Below are 17,066 nucleotides of genomic sequence, written 5' to 3' on the forward strand. Positions count from 1 at the left end.
TCTATTAGAGATTTCTAAGCATCAATAGGTGACACTGTCACTATCGTCAGGTTGGGTAATGCTCAACCTTTTTCCTCTGTCGGCAAATTATTTATCCTTGCTGCCTTTGTAATCTGGATGTTGTTTTGTTGTTATGCAAAAATTCCTTTTTCTGCTGTTAAGCCTGATATTGCTCGGGCCATTGGGCATCGACCTCTACTTACCGACCATTCCTGCTATTGCTAAGGGGTTAAATAGTAGCGAATCATTGATCCAATCCACCATTGCGCTGTTTATTTTAGTTCTGGGGGTCGGACAACTGATTGCCGGGCCATTGGTTGACAAATATGGCCGTAAACCGATCGCCATCATTGGGATAAGCCTTTACATGCTAGGGGCCGCGATGGCTGCTCTGGCTGTCAGCCCCTTCATGTTTGTCAGCTCCCGCCTGTTACAAGGTGTGGCCGTTTGCTGCACGGCAGTGGTGGCATTCAGTGGGGTGCGCGACCGCCTTAACGGCAATGATGCTGCCCGTGCTTTTGGTTTTCTCAATGGCACATTAAATATCGTACCGGCATTAGCCCCATTATTAGGTGGTTTGTTGGCCGAAGCTTTTGGCTGGCGCGCGCCGTTCTGGTTCCTGGCGCTGTACGGCTTGTTGGTATTAATCTTGGTTATCGTTTTCCTACCGGAGACCCGACCGGCTGATACGCAACCCGTGAAGAGTTTACCGATTAAAAACTATCTGCGTATTTTGCGCGACGACCGTTTTCTGACTTTCGCGCTGGTGAATGCGGGCGCGATGGGAATGGCTTTAACTTATGTCTCTCTGGCACCCAACGTCTTGATGGTAGGTGCTGGACTCAGCCCGCTGCAATTCTCGCTGGTGTTTGGTGCCAATGGTTTTTGGATCATGGCCGTCAGCTTTTTTGCTAATCGGATTATCCAAAAAGTGGGCCGCCCTGCCTGCCTGATGACCGGCAGTGTATTGATGGCTCTCGGCTGTTTCAGCCTACTATACGGGCTGCGCTTATCACCTGAAGTGCAGCACCACTGGCTGGTTTACATGTTGCCCGTTGCCAGTGCCTGTGCCGGTTTAGCTTTTATGATGGGGCCCGCCACCAGCTATGCACTGGAACCTTATGCCAATGAGGCTGGTGTTGCTTCAGCCTTGGTTGGGTTTGTACAGATGGCAGGGGGAGCCGGATTGGGTCTGTTGGCAATGGCCTTGCCGATTGAACCTAAGTTATCTCTGGCTATTGTGATGTTGGCCGGTTGCTTATTGGCCTGGCAAGCACTCCGCGCCAGTAAACATGTGAGCGGTAAATTGCAAAAGATAAACTAACACGCCACTTCAATAGTAAATAAGAAACCGATTACCCAAATGAATTGGTGTTGTAGCAAGGCAGCAAACAAACTCATCCCGATGAGATGACATAAATCATTGATTCGGGTGGAAAATCTTCCAAGAGCAGATTTGAACGCTGCTTTCAGCGGCCTCTCAGCGGCGAGACCCATCGACGGGCCGAGTAATGAGAGCCGCTAACACCGCTACAGCATCAAGTCAGCAGGGTAACGCGATTCGCCAGCGCACACATTAACTCATATCCCACCGTTCCTGCAGCCTTTGCCACATTATCAATAGGTACATTTTCGCCCCATATTTCGACTTTGCTGCCGATCTGCGCTTGCGGGCATGGAGTGAGATCCACGGTAAGCATATCCATCGAAATCGCCCCTATCGTATGAGTCAATATACCGTCGACCATAATAGGTGTTCCCGTCGGTGCCAAGCGTGGATAACCATCGGCATAACCACAAGCAACCACACCAATACGCTCCGCGCCAGTAGCACGATAGCGGCTACCATAACCCACACTTTGACCCGCCAATAATGATTGCAGCGCAATAATCTCGCTGTGCAAACTTATCACCGGGCACAGACCAAGTCCGGCAATATCTGCAATATCCCCGCTAGGTGACGCGCCATAGAGAATAATCCCCGGACGTACCCAATCATAATGGGTGTCTGGGTTACGCAATATTGCCGCCGAGTTGGCAAAACAACGAGCCGCCGTAATATGCCCGCTAGCCTGTTGAATCTGGGTGAATTGTTCATCAACTCCGATAGGATTATCTGCATTGGCAAAGTGGCTCATTAAGGTGATTTCACCAACATTGCTGAGGCTTTTAGCCCATTGCCACACAGCTTCCGCCTGGCCAATTGGAAACCCTAAACGATTCATGCCGCTATTAAGCTTCAAGTAGATATTAAGAGGGGCCGTCAGGCGGGCCGCTTTGATGGCCTCAAGTTGCCAGTCACTGTGTACCGACGTCGTCAAGCGATAATGGTCCAGTAACACTAAATCCTGCGCTTGGAAGAAGCCCTCCAGCAATAAAATTGGCCCTTGCCAACCCTGTTCTCGCAACAGGATAGCTTCGTTTAAATCCAGTAAAGCAAATCCATCCGTCGCCGCCAGCTCTTGCCAAACACGCGCCAGACAATGACCGTAGGCATTGGCTTTCACCACCGACCAAATTTTTGCCGTCCCTACATGGCTGCGAACAACATTTAGATTATGGTGCAGCGCAGATAAATTTAGCGTGGCAGATATCGGGCGAGGCATGCTTATTCCTTCCTGAATAATATTCAGTTATTTATCGCCCAATAGCGCTCGGGCTGTGGTAATTAATAGGATTGCTTTTGAATGGCGTGCAAAGGCGCAACACTCAGCGGCCGAAAGCCCGCGCTATAGCGTGAGACTGAAAGATCATCGGCCAGAATGGCAGGACGCCGACCATACATAATATCGGCCAATAGCTGGCCTGAACCGCATGCCATAGTCCAACCTAGAGTGCCATGCCCGGTATTGAGGTAGAGATTCTTCAGAGAAGTTCGTCCAACAATAGGTGTACCATCCGGCGTCATCGGGCGCAGGCCAGTCCAAAATGTCGCCTGACTGATATTACCGCCATCGGGATACAAATCGGCGACGACCATTTCCAGTGTTTCTCGCCGCGCCTGTTCCAATTGGGTGTTAAATCCCACAATTTCCGCCATACCGCCCACCCGAATGCGATCGTCAAAACGGGTAATGGCTATCTTATAGGTTTCATCCAGCACGGTAGAATAGGGTGCGCAATCAGGGTTTGTTATGGGGATGGTCAGGGAGTAACCTTTTAGCGGATAAACCGGAATTGACACCAATCCCGCCAGCAGCGCAGTTGAATAAGCGCCAAAAGCCACGACATAAGCATCGGCTCTGATGATGTCATCACCGCACAACACGCCAGCGATTTGATCCCCGTCCACTAGCAGTTTCTCCACTGAGCGATTGAAGATAAATTTCACGCCGGCCTGTTCGGCCATTTTTGCCAGCCGCTCGGTAAACAACTTACAGTCGCCAGTTTCATCATTAGGTAGACGTAAGCCGCCAGTGAGCTTATGCGCCACTTTTGCCAGAGCAGGTTCGACGGTAGCAAGTTGATCCGCGGTTAACAGCGAATAAGGTACCCCCGCATCTTCCAATACCGCAATATCTTTGGCTGCATTATCAAATTGCTGTTCAGTACGGAATAATTGCAACGTCCCCCCTTGCCGTCCTTCGTACTGAATACCAGTATCTTCGCGTAGATCTTTCAAGCAATCACGACTGTACTCGGCCAACCGCACCATACGGCTTTTGTTAATCATATAGTGGGAAGTGTCACAGTTTCTCAGCATTTGCCACATCCAGCGCATCTGCGAAGCACTGCCATCCAGATGTATCGCCAACGGCGCATGGCGTTGGAACATCCATTTAATCGCTTTTAGAGGAACACCGGGGGCAGCCCAAGGTGCCGCGTAGCCGGGAGATATCTGGCCCGCATTACCAGCACTGGTTTCCTGAGCTGGCCCATCCTGCCGGTCAATGACTGTGACATCATGTCCATCTTTCGCTAAGTACCAGGCACTGGCAACACCAACCACACCACTTCCTAAAATGACAACGCGCATATCACCCCCACACAAAAATGCATCAAAAGCACAATATTCTGTTGACAGAAAATTAACTCAGCAGAAAAAACTATCCAACACATTAATGATAGACTGTGACTTAATTCACATTTAATTTACACTGCAATCACTTTCCAATTCAATAGCAGGCTACAAATAGCGATAACAGGCTATTTAAAGTGGCATATAAGAAAAAATGACTGAAAATAACGCTAATTACCTCTATTTACAGCATGAATAATTAGCATATTGCTAATATTAATTTTATCGGTTTTATATTCCGCAATAACCCCAAACAAACAGAGTAATAATCTAATTACGTCTCTTTTGAGATAATAACGTCTGCCAGTAAAAACCGGCACAAATCCCGCTATGGAGAACCTCTCTTTTGAAAGATGACGGATATTCATTGACATAACATCAAGACAGGCCTCAATTTATTCATATTGAGCTAGGATTATTGAAGTGACCAGTATTTTGCAGGGTTATAAACCGTGAGGATGCGCTAATGACAACTTCAACATCGAAACACACCGCGCAAGATAAGCGCCTGACTGACGGCCCAGACTGGACATTTGAATTATTACAGGTCTATCTGGATCAAATAGATCGGGTGGCAAAACATTACCGGCTCGATACCTACCCCCACCAGATTGAGGTTATTACCTCGGAACAAATGATGGATGCCTACTCAAGTATTGGCATGCCCATTAATTATACCCACTGGTCTTTCGGTAAAAAATTTATCGAAACCGAGCAAAAATATAAGCACGGCCAGCAAGGGTTGGCCTATGAGATTGTGATTAACTCCAATCCTTGCATTGCATATTTAATGGAAGAAAACACCATTACCATGCAAGCTTTAGTAATGGCTCACGCCTGCTATGGCCATAATTCTTTCTTTAAGAATAATTATTTATTCCGCGCATGGACTGATGCCAGTTCCATCGTTGATTATTTATTATTTGCTCGCCATTACATCAGTGAATGCGAAGAGCGCTATGGTGTGGAAGAGGTTGAACGACTGCTCGATTCTTGCCATGCACTGATGAATTATGGTGTTGACCGCTATAAACGCCCGCAAAAAATCTCGTTGGTTGAGGAGACTGCGCGGCAAAAAAGTCGAGAGGAATATCTGCAAAGCCAGGTCAACGCCTTATGGAAAACCTTGCCACGTAAAGACAAAGAAGAGGTGCAAACCCAAGCACAGCGCTACCCAAGTGAGCCGCAAGAGAATCTGCTCTATTTTATGGAGAAGAACGCCCCATTGCTGGAGTCATGGCAGCGGGAAGTGCTGCGGATTGTGCGCAAAGTGAGCCAATATTTTTATCCGCAGAAACAGACCCAGGTGATGAACGAAGGTTGGGCAACGTTCTGGCATTACACCATTCTTAATCATTTATACGATGAAGGTCGGGTCAGTGATCGGTTTATGATGGAGTTTCTGCACAGCCACACCAATGTGGTGTATCAACCGCCGTATAACAGCCCTTATTACAGTGGCATCAACCCTTATGCTCTTGGGTTTGCCATGTTCCAGGACATCAAGCGCATCTGTCAATCTCCCACCGAAGAAGATTATTACTGGTTCCCGAATATTGCGGGTAAAGACTGGCTGGATACACTGCATTTTGCGATGCGCGATTTTAAAGATGAAAGTTTCATTAGTCAGTTCTTATCACCAAAAGTGATGCGTGACTTCCGTCTCTTCACTGTGCTGGATGACGATAAGAATAACTATCTGGAAATTTCGGCCATTCATAACGAAGAAGGCTATCGTGCCATTCGTAATGAATTATCTGCTCAATATAACTTGAGTAATCATGAACCTAATATTCAAGTCTGGAATGTTGATCTGCGCGGGGATCGTTCTCTGACGCTGCGCTATATTCCCCATGACCGAGCACCACTGGATAAAAGTCGTCAGCAAGTGATGAAACATATACATCGCTTATGGGGGTTTGATATTCATATGGAACAACTCAATGATGATGGCAGTATTGAATTGCTCGACAGCATTCCACCCAGAGCCAATAAGCTCTAATCTCGTAGTATCGGTGTTGATATCAAATGGAAAAGGGGCGCCGCTGGCCCCTTTTTACTGTTCTATTTTTACGGATTGTGCTTCTAGCGGCGCGCTTCTGCCAAATCACTTGGCATAGTGCCCTGCATACTGTGCCAGATGGCCCCGCTCTCTTTACCGTAGGTACGCAGGCAATCCAACACCTGGTCGTAGGCTTTCTCATCGCACAGTGTCGACAAGCGGCTATAAAACGTCAGTGCCAACTTACGCGCTTCTGGATTTGAGAAATAGTAACGCCCGACGCGAGTGTACAATCCTTTCAAACCATTAAGGATTAAACCGTAAATCGGGTTGCCTGAAGCAAAAGCCAAACCACGGAAAATACCGTAATCCAGTGCAGTGAAAGATTCTGCGTTATCGTCAACCGTCTGCGCTTGTGCCAGAATTTCCTGCGCTTTGTCGGGATGATTGCGAATAGCTGTCCGGACAAAAATTGTCGCGATGTTGGTTCGAACAGCCAGTAAGTTATCTATCAATTGTGGCACGCTGTCGTGGTCAAGCCGCGCCAATGTTTCCAAAATATTAAGACCGGACGTCTCCCAAAAGTTGTTTACTTTCGTTGGTTTACCGTGCTGAATAGTGAGCCAGCCATCGCGGGCTAGCCGTTGTAGTACTTCGCGCAATGTTGTGCGGGTCACTCCAATCAGCTCTGAAAGTTCGCGCTCCGCGGGCAAAATAGTGCCTGGAGGGAAGCGATTATTCCAAATGCTTTCAATAATATACTCTTCCGCGAAACCGGCAGGACTTTGCGCCTTTATAACCATATTTTTTGACGTTCCGTAGCGATAAATATCAGCAATTTAGTATGCTCATCATACCAGACGACTCTATTCCGATATAGATCCAGAGCCGAACAAATGGTGAAAGCAGTCATAAAGTTGCAAAAATTGCGCAGATGTCATGATGAACAGATTATACATATTGCTTTTAGGCCAATAACGTAAAGTAAAATGTAACCTTAAGCAGTAATAGCGCCATATATCCTAAATAATTCGAGTCACTGCGCACAACCACTACGCATGCGGCTTGAAGTATCACGGATATAATAATTTATTAAGGAGACCATAGCTCACAATGGATATAACCATTAGACAAGCCGTACTCAGAAATTTTCTTGGCAATTCACCAGATTGGTACAAGCTGGCAATTATAGCGTTTCTCATCATTAACCCGTTGGTGTTCTTTTTTGTCAGTCCTTTTGTTGCCGGTTGGATGCTGGTGATTGAATTTATCTTCACGCTAGCGATGGCACTGAAATGTTATCCGTTACAGCCCGGTGGTTTACTCGCTATTCAAGCCGTCGCTATTGGGATGACCAGCCCGCATCAAGTAGCAGAAGAAATTGCCAATAACCTTGAAGTTCTGTTGCTACTGGTATTTATGGTGGCGGGCATCTACTTTATGAAGCAACTCTTGCTGTTTATTTTTACCAAACTGCTGCTAAGCATCCGTTCAAAAATCACTCTTTCACTCGCTTTCTGTGTCGCTTCTGCCTTCCTTTCCGCCTTCCTGGATGCATTGACCGTTATCGCCGTTGTCATAAGTGTGTCAGTAGGTTTTTATACTATTTATCATCATGTTGCCTCAAATCACTCAGATAAAGACATTAATGATGATAGTTGGATCGACAGTCAGGAAAATCGTAAAACGCTGGAACAATTCCGTGCATTTCTGCGCAGCCTGATGATGCATGCTGGTGTAGGAACGGCGCTGGGTGGCGTGATGACGATGGTGGGGGAACCGCAAAACCTGATTATCGCCAAAAGTGCCGGTTGGCATTTTGGTGATTTCTTTATGCGGATGCTGCCCGTCACCCTACCCGTGCTGTGTTGTGGATTATTGGTTTGCATACTGGTCGAGCATTTTAAACTGTTTGGCTATGGTGCCGCGCTACCTGAGCGTGTGCGTCAGGTTCTGACTGATTACGATAAGCAGGCCAGCACGAAACGCAATCGCCAAGAGAAAGTGAAGCTGCTGGTTCAAGCACTGATCGGCGTTTGGTTGGTTCTTGCACTGGCGCTACATTTGGCTGAAGTAGGCTTAGTGGGGTTATCGGTCATTATTCTCGCCACCTCTTTTTGTGGTATCACCAATGAACATGCTCTGGGTAAGGCATTTCAGGAAGCACTGCCTTTCACTGCGCTGCTTACGGTGTTTTTTGCCGTAGTCGCAGTAATTATCGAACAAAGCTTATTCACTCCGATTATTCAGTTTGTTTTACAATCCTCACCCTCGGCCCAATTATCCCTGTTTTATCTGTTTAATGGCTTACTGTCCTCGGTTTCTGACAATGTCTTTGTCGGTACCGTCTATATTAATGAGGCGCGGAAAGCATTTGAATTGGGCGTTATCTCGCTGCAACAGTTCGAGCTGTTGGCCGTCGCCATCAACACCGGTACCAACCTGCCCTCGGTGGCAACACCTAATGGTCAGGCCGCGTTCTTGTTCTTGCTGACCTCAGCGCTCGCCCCGCTGATTCGCCTGTCCTATGGCCGAATGGTATACATGGCTCTGCCTTATACCATAGTCATGACAGGTGTTGGTCTGCTCGGTGTGGAGTATTTATTAGTTCCTGTGACGGAGTGGATGATGCAAAGTGGTTGGATAAGTTTGCCTCATATCGCTGCGGGAGTTAGCATTACACACTAATGACTTGCCTTATAGTCTGTGCCAGCCCACTATCTCCTCGCTATACGGGGCTAAGATGGGCTGGCAAAACAAGCCAATATCTCACCCAAAGCAAAATTGATGCTTCTGATGGCTGTCTTAGGCGAGAAATCGCTGATTTTTGCCTAATTTTACCGTTGGGTAGCTGGCAGCAAAGATGAATTGGTTTACACTGCCAGTACAATTGCTTACTGCATGGAAAATAAAGATATGTTGCAATTTCTTAACCGCTGCTCTAAAGGGCGCGGTGCTTGGCTATTAATGGCCCTGACTGCACTTGTATTAGAATTGGTTGCGCTCTATTTTCAACACGTGATGCTGCTACAGCCTTGCGTCATGTGTATTTATGAACGGGCCGCATTATTCGGTATTCTTGGCGCATCATTGCTGGGTGCTATCGCGCCTAAATCCCCCCTGCGCTATCTGGCTATTTTTATCTGGATTTACAGCGCCTGGAAAGGGGTCCAGCTCGCCTGGACACACACCATGCTGCAACTGCATCCATCCCCCTTCACCACCTGCGATTTCTTTGTGAGCTTCCCTTCATGGTTGCCGCTAGATAAATGGTTCCCAGCTGTCTTTGTGGCCAGTGGTGATTGTGCAGTAAAACAGTGGGAATTTCTGTCGTTGGAAATGCCGCAGTGGTTAGTCGGTATTTTTGCCGCTTACCTGTTTATAGCGATATTAGTGCTGATCAGTCAGTTTGTTAAACCGAAAAGACGCGATCTGTTTAGTCGATAGTTTTCATTTCGATTGATAGTTTTCATTTCGGTTGATCATTTTCACACATATCTTTATCTCTTTAAGGCGCCCAGAAATGTGGCGCCTTTTTATATTCTGAATATCGAATGAAGCTCGCGATCTAACACATTATTGATTAACGAATAATGCCACGAGCCGAGCGGCTGAAAAAAGGTTTATATGCCAACAGTATTTGCCACTCTTTAGCCAATAACGCAATCTCATTATTCACATCAGCCACTAACTTACCCGTATAATAAATAAGACGATAAGCCTCTATAACTGCTCGCCGGTCACCGCTATTTATCCAATCAGTCTCGACTCCAGTTTCTTTTATGCCTACGGGTACGGCACGATTTCCCTCAGCTATGACATAAGGAGGAATATCCTGCACCACACAAGCACCGGTATTGATTAATACGTAGGTTCCTATCACACAGAATTGATGTACAGCACTGCCTGCACTGATAATGGCAAAGTCGTCAACTTCAACATGCCCAGCCAAACCCACATTTGACGCGAATAAACAGTGACTAGCCACGTTACAATCGTGACCAATATGGACATGGCTCATCAAATTATTATCATTAACAATATATGTAAATCCCACTACCCTGTAACGTATCCCGGTGGATGGTGACATTTTGCTGAATCAAGTTGTGGTCACCAATCACCGCCCCCTTCTCAGTAATTGCAGAAGCAGATATTATCGCGGTGGCATCAATCAAGCTATTTAACGCTCCTGGTGGAGGACTCACTTACTGCTTTGTGGGTAACTTCAGTGTTGACTGAGAGACTAATCCATCCATTGGTTTAATCGGACTTATTGACAGAAAAAAGAGAGGAATACGAGAATATAAATATGAACGTCATGCTGACTCAATCGTCCATATAAAAAGCCCCGGCGAAAACCAGGGTTTTGAAAGGGTGCCGGTACTTTCCCGGCCGTCATGTTATGGTGTAAGCGTTCATCGTACACTCCAACGTTACACAGCCTAAGCATGACTATTGCATAACAGAGAAACACACTGGCAATCGGCCCAATACGTTTTTCTGTTAAACAACTTGTCCCGTAATCTGCACCAGGCTTTAACTTCGTATGTCTAATAATCATACAGCGTTGTAATATTTCATCAAGCCTAATTGAATATAATCTTCCATTTCAGAACAATCTGGATTTTTTATTTCTTGCTAACACAGAATAAATAATAGGTTTGTCGTGATAAAACTCAATAAGGCCACCTTATGGCAGCCTTATTTTACCAACATAATCAGATTATTATGCTTTAGTATGGGTGCAAGTATACTGGCTAGCCTGCTCACCATCAACAATAGCCAAGCGGATTGGCATTGCAGAAATATTAAGCGCGGCAATAACATGTTCTTGATTATTTGCCTTCTGGAAGATTAATGATTCACCCTGACCTTCCGGATTAACTTTAACAAATTGAAAAACTGACTTATCAATGATCAATTGCTGATTAGGACCATCCAATACAGCAGAAAGGCTACCGCCCTCTTTCAATTCGCAATCAAGATTAATCAATGAAGTCCCAGCAGCCTGAACTTGATGTGAAACACTACTTAAAGTAGCGGATAGGCCGATGATGACAGCGGCTAAAGTAGAATATTTCATTTTTTTGAGTTTCTTAGTTAAATTTCGGCGTTAGTATGCCATATCTGGTTGATGATAGTGACGAGTTATCGACCTCACAGCGGTTCATTCAAAATAAACCGCTACAAAACAAGGAGATGCACTGGAACAAGTGGTGTCTAGGGTTTAGCAATATAGTTGCTGTTTATGATTTTCTGCGAAAATAGAGCAAGTCAGTCGAGTGTGAAAGTTTTGGGGCGATTGTATTTATGGCGGCTGTACTCAACGTGTTACTTACACGCACAACACCACGAAATGCCATTGAGGTGACTTCGTTAGCTTCCCGTGGTTCTCATAAAATATTTGATAATGCTAAGTTAGTTATTATTTTCTCTCGTGGTAAACCGCCTCAATGTTATACCCGTCCGGATCAAGGATAAACGAGGCGTAATATCCGGGGTGATACTGAGGCCTATATCCTGGCGCACCATTATCTTTTCCTCCGATCTGGAGGGCGGTACTGTGGAATGCCTCCACTTCCTCTTTATTTTTGGCAGTGAAAGCAATATGCATCCGAGGCGTGGAAGGTGTGCCCTGTGTTATCCAGAACGCGCCTCCCGGATCTGCCCCTTCATCGGACTGGGCCGGGCCAAAACCTACCGCCCTAGCCGCAATTTCAAGCCGGGCAACATGACCAAGGCATGCCAGTACACGCATATAAAAAATTTTACTGCCTTCAAGATTGGTGACGCTGAATCCGGTGTGATCAATCATTCTTATACTTCCGTCAACAAAGAGGAATAGGTAGTACAACATTCCACTATCGAATGAGATTTGATTTGGAATAAGAACAGGTGATTATGAAAGTGCGCTTTCTACGTAAAATTATCCTGGCCGTTCCTATTGACCTGCCCCCTCAGACTTAACGCAATACGATGTCAGCTACGCCCTCTTATAGCGCAAAGCAGTCTAGATGCTCAGAGCTGTAGGCCACTCTTTTTTAAGAAGTGCATAGACAAAGGTGTTGTCATATTTCTCCTCACCATCCTCCCTTACAAAGGAAACAAATTCTCTGAAGCAACCTTCCTGACGCATATGAAGACGGTCGCAAAGTCTCTGGGATGCTAAATTATCATCTTCAACATAGGCATAAAGGCGCCTGGCTTCTTTTTCAGTAAATAAATAATTAAACAGTGCAGCGACGGATTCTGTGGCAAACCCCTGGCCTTCATAATGCGGATTAAAATGCCAGCCCACGCTCCAGGTATTTCGATCAGGTTCTTCACTATTATCGGCAAACAGATGGCCAATAAGCTTGTCACTTTCTTTAATACATACTGCGAACTGACTGCTATCTTGAGCTCGTTTATTCGCCTCTTCTTTTGCCTCAGCTAAGGAGTTGAGTTTTTCATCATAAAAACAGGGTGCGCGCGGCGAAGATAAATAGTCGAACAGTTCCGTCGCGTCTTTGCCATTAAATGCTCGGATGATGAGTCGTGGCGTAGTGGTAACTATCATGAAACCCTCATATGGTTGTTGTAGTCTATTGTCAATCCTATGGCGCAAGCGGGAGTGTTCAGGGGAAACACTATGATAAACACATAAAGTACAATTCTAAACAACATACAACGAGGGATTAAAGAAGGTTGATCGTTTTACCGATATAATAAATATCTTGCTGTTAAATAATGGAGCATGACCATGATCAAGCATTTTATTGTCGGTTTTTTCGTGTTGTTAACTTTTTCAGTGAGTGCTGCAAATGGCGGCGATGGGGGGAATGGAGGAAACGGTGCCGATGGCGGGAATGGTTCGAACGGAGGCAATTCAGATAATACGTCCGGTCGCCCGGGTTGTCCCGGAGGAACAGATCCTGATGCCGCAGGAAAATTTTATCTTCCGGGAACAAAAGAGCAATGTAACCCGGGTAAGCAGGATTCAATCAAAAACGTCCGCAACTAATTGTGAGGTTGAAAGCGCCAATCGGCGGTTATGGTAAAAACGTGAATGCAGGACAAAGCAACACTATTTAAGCGAGTTAATAGACCGGGCCATTAAGCCCGGCCTGTATTTTGCGCTTCTGTTAAAACATCATCAGGTAATACTGACCACGGGATCAGGCCAATGTCGCAGGAATCTATATATCGTAAGGAGTTAAATACTATTTAGAGCGCTAAAATCGCCTCAATTTCAATATTTAGATCGGCTGAAAATAGTTGTGTAACTTGAACTAAAGAACTGGCAGGAAGATGCTCTCCAAAATGACTAAATAACACTGTACGTAACTGTTCTATATCTTCTAGTGAAGTCACAAAAACCGTCACTTTAATTAATGAACTAAGCGAAGTTTTTTCTGCCAAGGCTATACAATAAAGTTGAGTAAAAATCTCCTCCGCTTGATCTGCAATACTTTTTCCTTGAGATGTGGTTCCAAAAGCAGTCAACCCAGAGATATAAAGGGTTTCGTTATGTTTTACCGCATGGACATAAGGCCCTTTAACTTGACCAAGTTCTGAGTAATTCTTTCTGATTAGACCATTCATTTCTCATATCCTTTTTTGCTTATTGTGTATTTATCAGACCACATATTTCTTCTTAGACCAATAATCATTCATTATTTCCTCCCCGCATTCTGCCGCCAGCGAATAACCTGATCCAGCCACCCTTACAGGTCCACAGGTCACGTACAAATACCCATGCATAAAAACCACGATCGGCCCATGTAGTACCGACTCAGCAACAATCGTCCTCTTGAACATTCATTAAATTTGATGGTCTTATTTCAGGAGTTTATGCAAATGGAAAAACTTCGGGTTCGGGCTATACCGAAGCTCTGAGCTGGTCGCTAAGATGCTTTGGTGAAATGGTATTTCTTTTAACGAGACTTTTTCATGCGCATTGATACAATGCATCGCCTATTCCTGCCTATCTATTTAGCAGCAACGTATGCTGTTGTTATCCCAGTAATCTACATCATACAAGACTTGATTGTCTGCGGAGCACTGGTTGATATATTGAACGGTCACTACTCATTTATTGAGTTGCTTACATACCGAAAAACAACGTGTTTCAACCTTTCTCTTGTTGGCGGCTTAGCGGGGCTGGTATTTGCTCGATTTCATTGGGGCAGCATGGAATGCGATGCCCAAGAAGACGGGGATTAAATACAAGAAACATATGCCTTAGCACAGATGATTTACAACGTATACGGGAAATGGATGTCAGAGAACAATCTTGACCAGATGGCTGTTTTGAATGCTGGTTTTAATGACTATGCCTCACTCACTCCACAAACAGCAGCCATTCGATATAAATTACTTCTATACCAATAGTTATCTAGCCCACTGTGGTTTATTCAAGATATGGTCTTGCCAATCAATCACTTCACTCTCGCGCACAGCAATATGGCGCACCGAAATCCGCTCGCCATGCATAGCAGATTTTGAACCTGCTAATAATGGGTGCCAGTCAGGTAAATCATGGCCTTCACCAATTAAGCGATAGGCACAGGTAGGCGGTAGCCATTCGAAAGTCACTAAGTTTTCACGCGTTAATTTGATGCAATCCTCTTCTAACTCGAAGCGGCGCTCATAGTTACGGCATTGACAAGTTTTTAGATTAAGCTGATCACAAGCTACATTGGTGAAATAAATTTCATCCGTGTCTTCATCAATCAGTTTATTTAAACAGCACTGACCACATCCGTCGCACAGGGATTCCCATTCGCTATCCGACATTTCAGCGAGTGTTTTTTGTTGCCAAAAAGGAAGTTGTGACATAACGGTATCCGGTGTTGTGAGTAAATATAGAGTTAAATGAGCGGGTCGTTATAGACGCTTTAGCTAGCAGATGCAAGTTTTGCCGCCCGAACAACAAGCCCGAGCGGCCTATATTTAGAGTACGCGAGTGCTCAATGTCTTGCCATTCAGGCCAATTTTTAGCATATCACCCGATGCCATCGGACCGACACCTTGTGGCGTACCGGTCAAAATAATATCGCCGGGCCGTAAGGTAAAGAAACGGCTGATATAACATATCAATGGCAGAATGGGCGTAATCATATCGCGAGTGTTTCCCTGCTGACGGATTTCATCATTGATAAACAGAGATAACTCAGCCTGTTGCGCATCACCAAACTCAGCGACAGGAATAAAACCCGAAATTGGACACGAACCATCAAATGCTTTGGCCTTTTCCCACGGCTGCCCCGCTTTTTTCAACCCGGCCTGTAATTCGCGCAGAGTTAAATCTAATGCCACACCATACCCTGCAATAGCACGAGCCGCTCTGTCTTCATTCGCTTGTTTTAACGGTGTACCGATCAAAACGGCTAATTCTACCTCATGATGAACAGCACCGAACTCTTTCGGGATAGCAACCGGCTGGCGAATATCACACAATGCCGTTTCAGGCTTTATAAACAGCACTGGATCGACTGAGGTGGTACTGCCCATTTCTTTAATATGTTCGGCATAGTTACTGCCTACGCAAACCACTTTATTGACTGGAAAATCCAGCAAAGCCCCTTGCCAGTCTCTATGTTGATACATACTGCCTCTCCTGATTACATCCTGATAGACACTACCCGCAGCCAAGCTCATATTGACTACAGTATTTATTGACTAACGCTATCTGCCATCATACCAATGCTGATAGCAAAATAGTAAGAACGGTTCCAGTGCATAATGGTTCGGAAATTATCATAAACCAGAAACGCGCGACCTTGTACATCATCGGGCACGATCACCCAGGCGCGCAAGTCAGGGTTAGCCACACTTCCCTTGGGGACTACACCGAGTTGCTGCCATTGGGCCACGCTCTTGGCTTGGCTATCTTTCAAACCAGCAAGGGTAACATTGAAGCCCTCAGGCAACTGCGCTTCTTGCCCCCAGCCGATACCCGGTTTCCACCCCTCAGTAGACAAATAGTTAGCAGTGGAAGCAAACACATCATCGATATTATTCCAAATATCAACTTTGCCATCACCATCACCGTCAGCACCATAGGTCAAAAAAGAACTTGGCATAAACTGACTTTGCCCCATAGCACCAGCCCAAGACCCTTTTAATTGTGGATCTTCAACCCGACCTTGTTGAATTATCTTCAATGCAGCGATCAACTCTTTGGTGAAAAACGCCTCTCGCCTCCCTTCAAATGCCAAAGTTGATAAAGCCGAAATGACATCTTTTTTACCTTGAATCTTACCAAAACCACTTTCCATTCCCCATAGCGCCACAATATAGCGCTCAGGTACTCCGTAGCGTGCTGTCGCTTGTGATAATTGGGGTTGGTAGCGCTGATAAATCTCTTTGCCCTGCACTATTTTACTTGGCGTCAAAACTTTGGCGAGGTAATCATCCAGTGTGACCTTTTTTTCTAACTGGTTTCGATCTGATTGGATAACCCGGTCAACAAAATGAATATTAGCGAAAGCAACCGACAAAGTTGCCTCACTGATTCCCTGAGTCCGCGCCTGGGCTTTCAATTGTTCAACATAGGCAGGAAACTGCGCCGGATCGCGCCCCTGTTCGGATAACATTTTTTTGCTGTTGTTATTGCTGGCAAGGGCTGGGGTTGGCGCTGCTTGTGGTGCAGCAACCGGCGTTTGAATTGGTGCGGCCGTATTCTTGTTAGCACACCCCAAAGATATAACAGCCGCAAAAGCGACTGTAATCATAGACAATTTCATCGACGCGTTCCTTTATAAAGCCACAAACCGTGAGGGAACTAAGCTTTCGTTTCACCCAAATGCATTTTTAATAAACTTTCTGGCGGTGGCGGGACTTGCAGATAAAAGCCCTGATCGACAAGTGCACTTTTCACTTTTTCGATATCCGCTGTGGCTAAGCTTTTGCGCTCATTAAGTGAAAGCAACATCGCAAATTGGGGTTTACCAAAACTGGCGAGTAACTCAGCCGGCACTCGCGAGAAATCGTCTTTCTTTTCAACATAAAGGTAGGTTTGATCCCGTTTCGGGCTTCTATAGATAGCACAAAGCATGTTTT

17 protein-coding genes and 1 pseudogene are annotated in these 17,066 nt (G+C 45.6%); 6 read left to right on the forward strand and 12 right to left on the reverse strand.

Annotation, left to right across the window (positions count from 1 at the left end; genetic code table 11):
- Positions 1-133: 133 nt before the first annotated feature.
- Positions 134-1,324, forward strand: coding sequence for a multidrug effflux MFS transporter (locus ACF3VQ_RS11335; RefSeq protein ID WP_392430878.1), 1,191 nt, complete (start codon positions 134-136; stop codon positions 1,322-1,324).
- A 214-nt stretch (positions 1,325-1,538) separates the two neighbouring features.
- Here the strand turns inward: ACF3VQ_RS11335 and dadX are convergent, their stop codons facing one another.
- Both dadX and ACF3VQ_RS11345 read right to left on the reverse strand, forming a co-directional pair.
- Complete coding sequence (gene dadX, locus ACF3VQ_RS11340) at positions 1,539-2,606, reverse strand: catabolic alanine racemase DadX (RefSeq protein WP_392430881.1); 1,068 nt, start codon at positions 2,604-2,606, stop codon at positions 1,539-1,541.
- A 62-nt stretch (positions 2,607-2,668) separates the two neighbouring features.
- The gene (locus ACF3VQ_RS11345; RefSeq protein WP_392430884.1) at positions 2,669-3,976 is read right to left on the reverse strand and encodes a D-amino acid dehydrogenase; all 1,308 of its coding nucleotides are present in this window, start codon (positions 3,974-3,976) and stop codon (positions 2,669-2,671) included.
- Positions 3,977-4,484: 508 nt separating this feature from the next.
- On the opposite strand from ACF3VQ_RS11345, the gene ACF3VQ_RS11350 reads away from it, so the two are divergent.
- Complete coding sequence (locus ACF3VQ_RS11350) at positions 4,485-6,020, forward strand: SpoVR family protein (RefSeq protein WP_392430886.1); 1,536 nt, start codon at positions 4,485-4,487, stop codon at positions 6,018-6,020.
- An 83-nt stretch (positions 6,021-6,103) separates the two neighbouring features.
- On the opposite strand, the gene fadR is transcribed toward ACF3VQ_RS11350, so the two are convergent.
- Complete coding sequence (fadR, locus tag ACF3VQ_RS11355) at positions 6,104-6,823, reverse strand: fatty acid metabolism transcriptional regulator FadR (protein WP_392430888.1); 720 nt, start codon at positions 6,821-6,823, stop codon at positions 6,104-6,106.
- A 310-nt stretch (positions 6,824-7,133) separates the two neighbouring features.
- On the opposite strand from fadR, the gene nhaB reads away from it, so the two are divergent.
- Entirely contained in the window at positions 7,134-8,708 is a 1,575-nt protein-coding gene (gene nhaB / locus ACF3VQ_RS11360) for a sodium/proton antiporter NhaB (RefSeq protein WP_392430890.1), read from the forward strand.
- Positions 8,709-8,936: 228 nt separating this feature from the next.
- Positions 8,937-9,467: a disulfide bond formation protein DsbB gene (gene dsbB / locus ACF3VQ_RS11365; protein ID WP_011816443.1), complete on the forward strand. Its 531-nt coding sequence runs from the start codon at positions 8,937-8,939 to the stop codon at positions 9,465-9,467.
- A 136-nt stretch (positions 9,468-9,603) separates the two neighbouring features.
- Here the strand turns inward: dsbB and ACF3VQ_RS11370 are convergent.
- From ACF3VQ_RS11370 to ACF3VQ_RS11385, 4 genes and pseudogenes are all read right to left on the reverse strand, one after another.
- A pseudogene (locus tag ACF3VQ_RS11370) lies at positions 9,604-10,195 on the reverse strand (hypothetical protein).
- Between the two features lie 551 nt (positions 10,196-10,746).
- The gene (locus tag ACF3VQ_RS11375; protein ID WP_392430892.1) at positions 10,747-11,103 is read right to left on the reverse strand and encodes a hypothetical protein; all 357 of its coding nucleotides are present in this window, start codon (positions 11,101-11,103) and stop codon (positions 10,747-10,749) included.
- Positions 11,104-11,445: 342 nt separating this feature from the next.
- The gene (locus ACF3VQ_RS11380; RefSeq protein ID WP_392430895.1) at positions 11,446-11,835 is read right to left on the reverse strand and encodes a VOC family protein; all 390 of its coding nucleotides are present in this window, start codon (positions 11,833-11,835) and stop codon (positions 11,446-11,448) included.
- A gap of 195 nt (positions 11,836-12,030) precedes the next feature.
- Positions 12,031-12,579 carry a GNAT family N-acetyltransferase gene (locus ACF3VQ_RS11385; protein WP_392430898.1) on the reverse strand — a complete coding sequence of 183 codons (549 nt, stop codon included), beginning with the start codon at positions 12,577-12,579 and terminating at the stop codon, positions 12,031-12,033.
- Between the two features lie 183 nt (positions 12,580-12,762).
- On the opposite strand from ACF3VQ_RS11385, the gene ACF3VQ_RS11390 reads away from it, so the two are divergent.
- Positions 12,763-13,023, forward strand: coding sequence for a hypothetical protein (locus ACF3VQ_RS11390; RefSeq protein WP_392430900.1), 261 nt, complete (start codon positions 12,763-12,765; stop codon positions 13,021-13,023).
- Between the two features lie 203 nt (positions 13,024-13,226).
- On the opposite strand, the gene ACF3VQ_RS11395 is transcribed toward ACF3VQ_RS11390, so the two are convergent.
- Positions 13,227-13,604 (reverse strand): RidA family protein, encoded by a 378-nt coding sequence (locus tag ACF3VQ_RS11395; protein WP_392430902.1) that lies wholly within the window; start codon positions 13,602-13,604, stop codon positions 13,227-13,229.
- 348 nt (positions 13,605-13,952) lie between these two features.
- Here ACF3VQ_RS11395 and ACF3VQ_RS11400 point away from each other — a divergent pair, with 348 nt between their 5' ends.
- Positions 13,953-14,225 (forward strand): hypothetical protein, encoded by a 273-nt coding sequence (locus ACF3VQ_RS11400; protein WP_392430905.1) that lies wholly within the window; start codon positions 13,953-13,955, stop codon positions 14,223-14,225.
- Positions 14,226-14,393: 168 nt separating this feature from the next.
- Here the strand turns inward: ACF3VQ_RS11400 and ACF3VQ_RS11405 are convergent, their stop codons facing one another.
- The 4 genes from ACF3VQ_RS11405 to ACF3VQ_RS11420 all read right to left on the reverse strand — a co-directional run bounded on the left by ACF3VQ_RS11405 (position 14,394) and on the right by ACF3VQ_RS11420 (position 17,061).
- On the reverse strand, positions 14,394-14,840 hold the full coding sequence (locus ACF3VQ_RS11405; protein WP_019079613.1) for a YcgN family cysteine cluster protein: 447 nt from the start codon (positions 14,838-14,840) through the stop codon (positions 14,394-14,396).
- Positions 14,841-14,954: 114 nt separating this feature from the next.
- Positions 14,955-15,611 (reverse strand): fumarylacetoacetate hydrolase family protein, encoded by a 657-nt coding sequence (locus ACF3VQ_RS11410; RefSeq protein WP_392430907.1) that lies wholly within the window; start codon positions 15,609-15,611, stop codon positions 14,955-14,957.
- Between the two features lie 65 nt (positions 15,612-15,676).
- Entirely contained in the window at positions 15,677-16,750 is a 1,074-nt protein-coding gene (locus tag ACF3VQ_RS11415) for a lytic transglycosylase domain-containing protein (protein ID WP_392430910.1), read from the reverse strand.
- A 38-nt stretch (positions 16,751-16,788) separates the two neighbouring features.
- A complete protein-coding gene (locus tag ACF3VQ_RS11420) occupies positions 16,789-17,061 on the reverse strand; it encodes a YcgL domain-containing protein (RefSeq protein ID WP_392430912.1) in 273 nt (90 codons plus the stop codon).
- Between the last annotated feature and the right edge of the window lie 5 nt (positions 17,062-17,066).

Origin of the sequence: Yersinia fenwicki (assembly GCF_043099325.1) — a bacterium.
GTDB lineage: Bacteria > Pseudomonadota > Gammaproteobacteria > Enterobacterales > Enterobacteriaceae > Yersinia.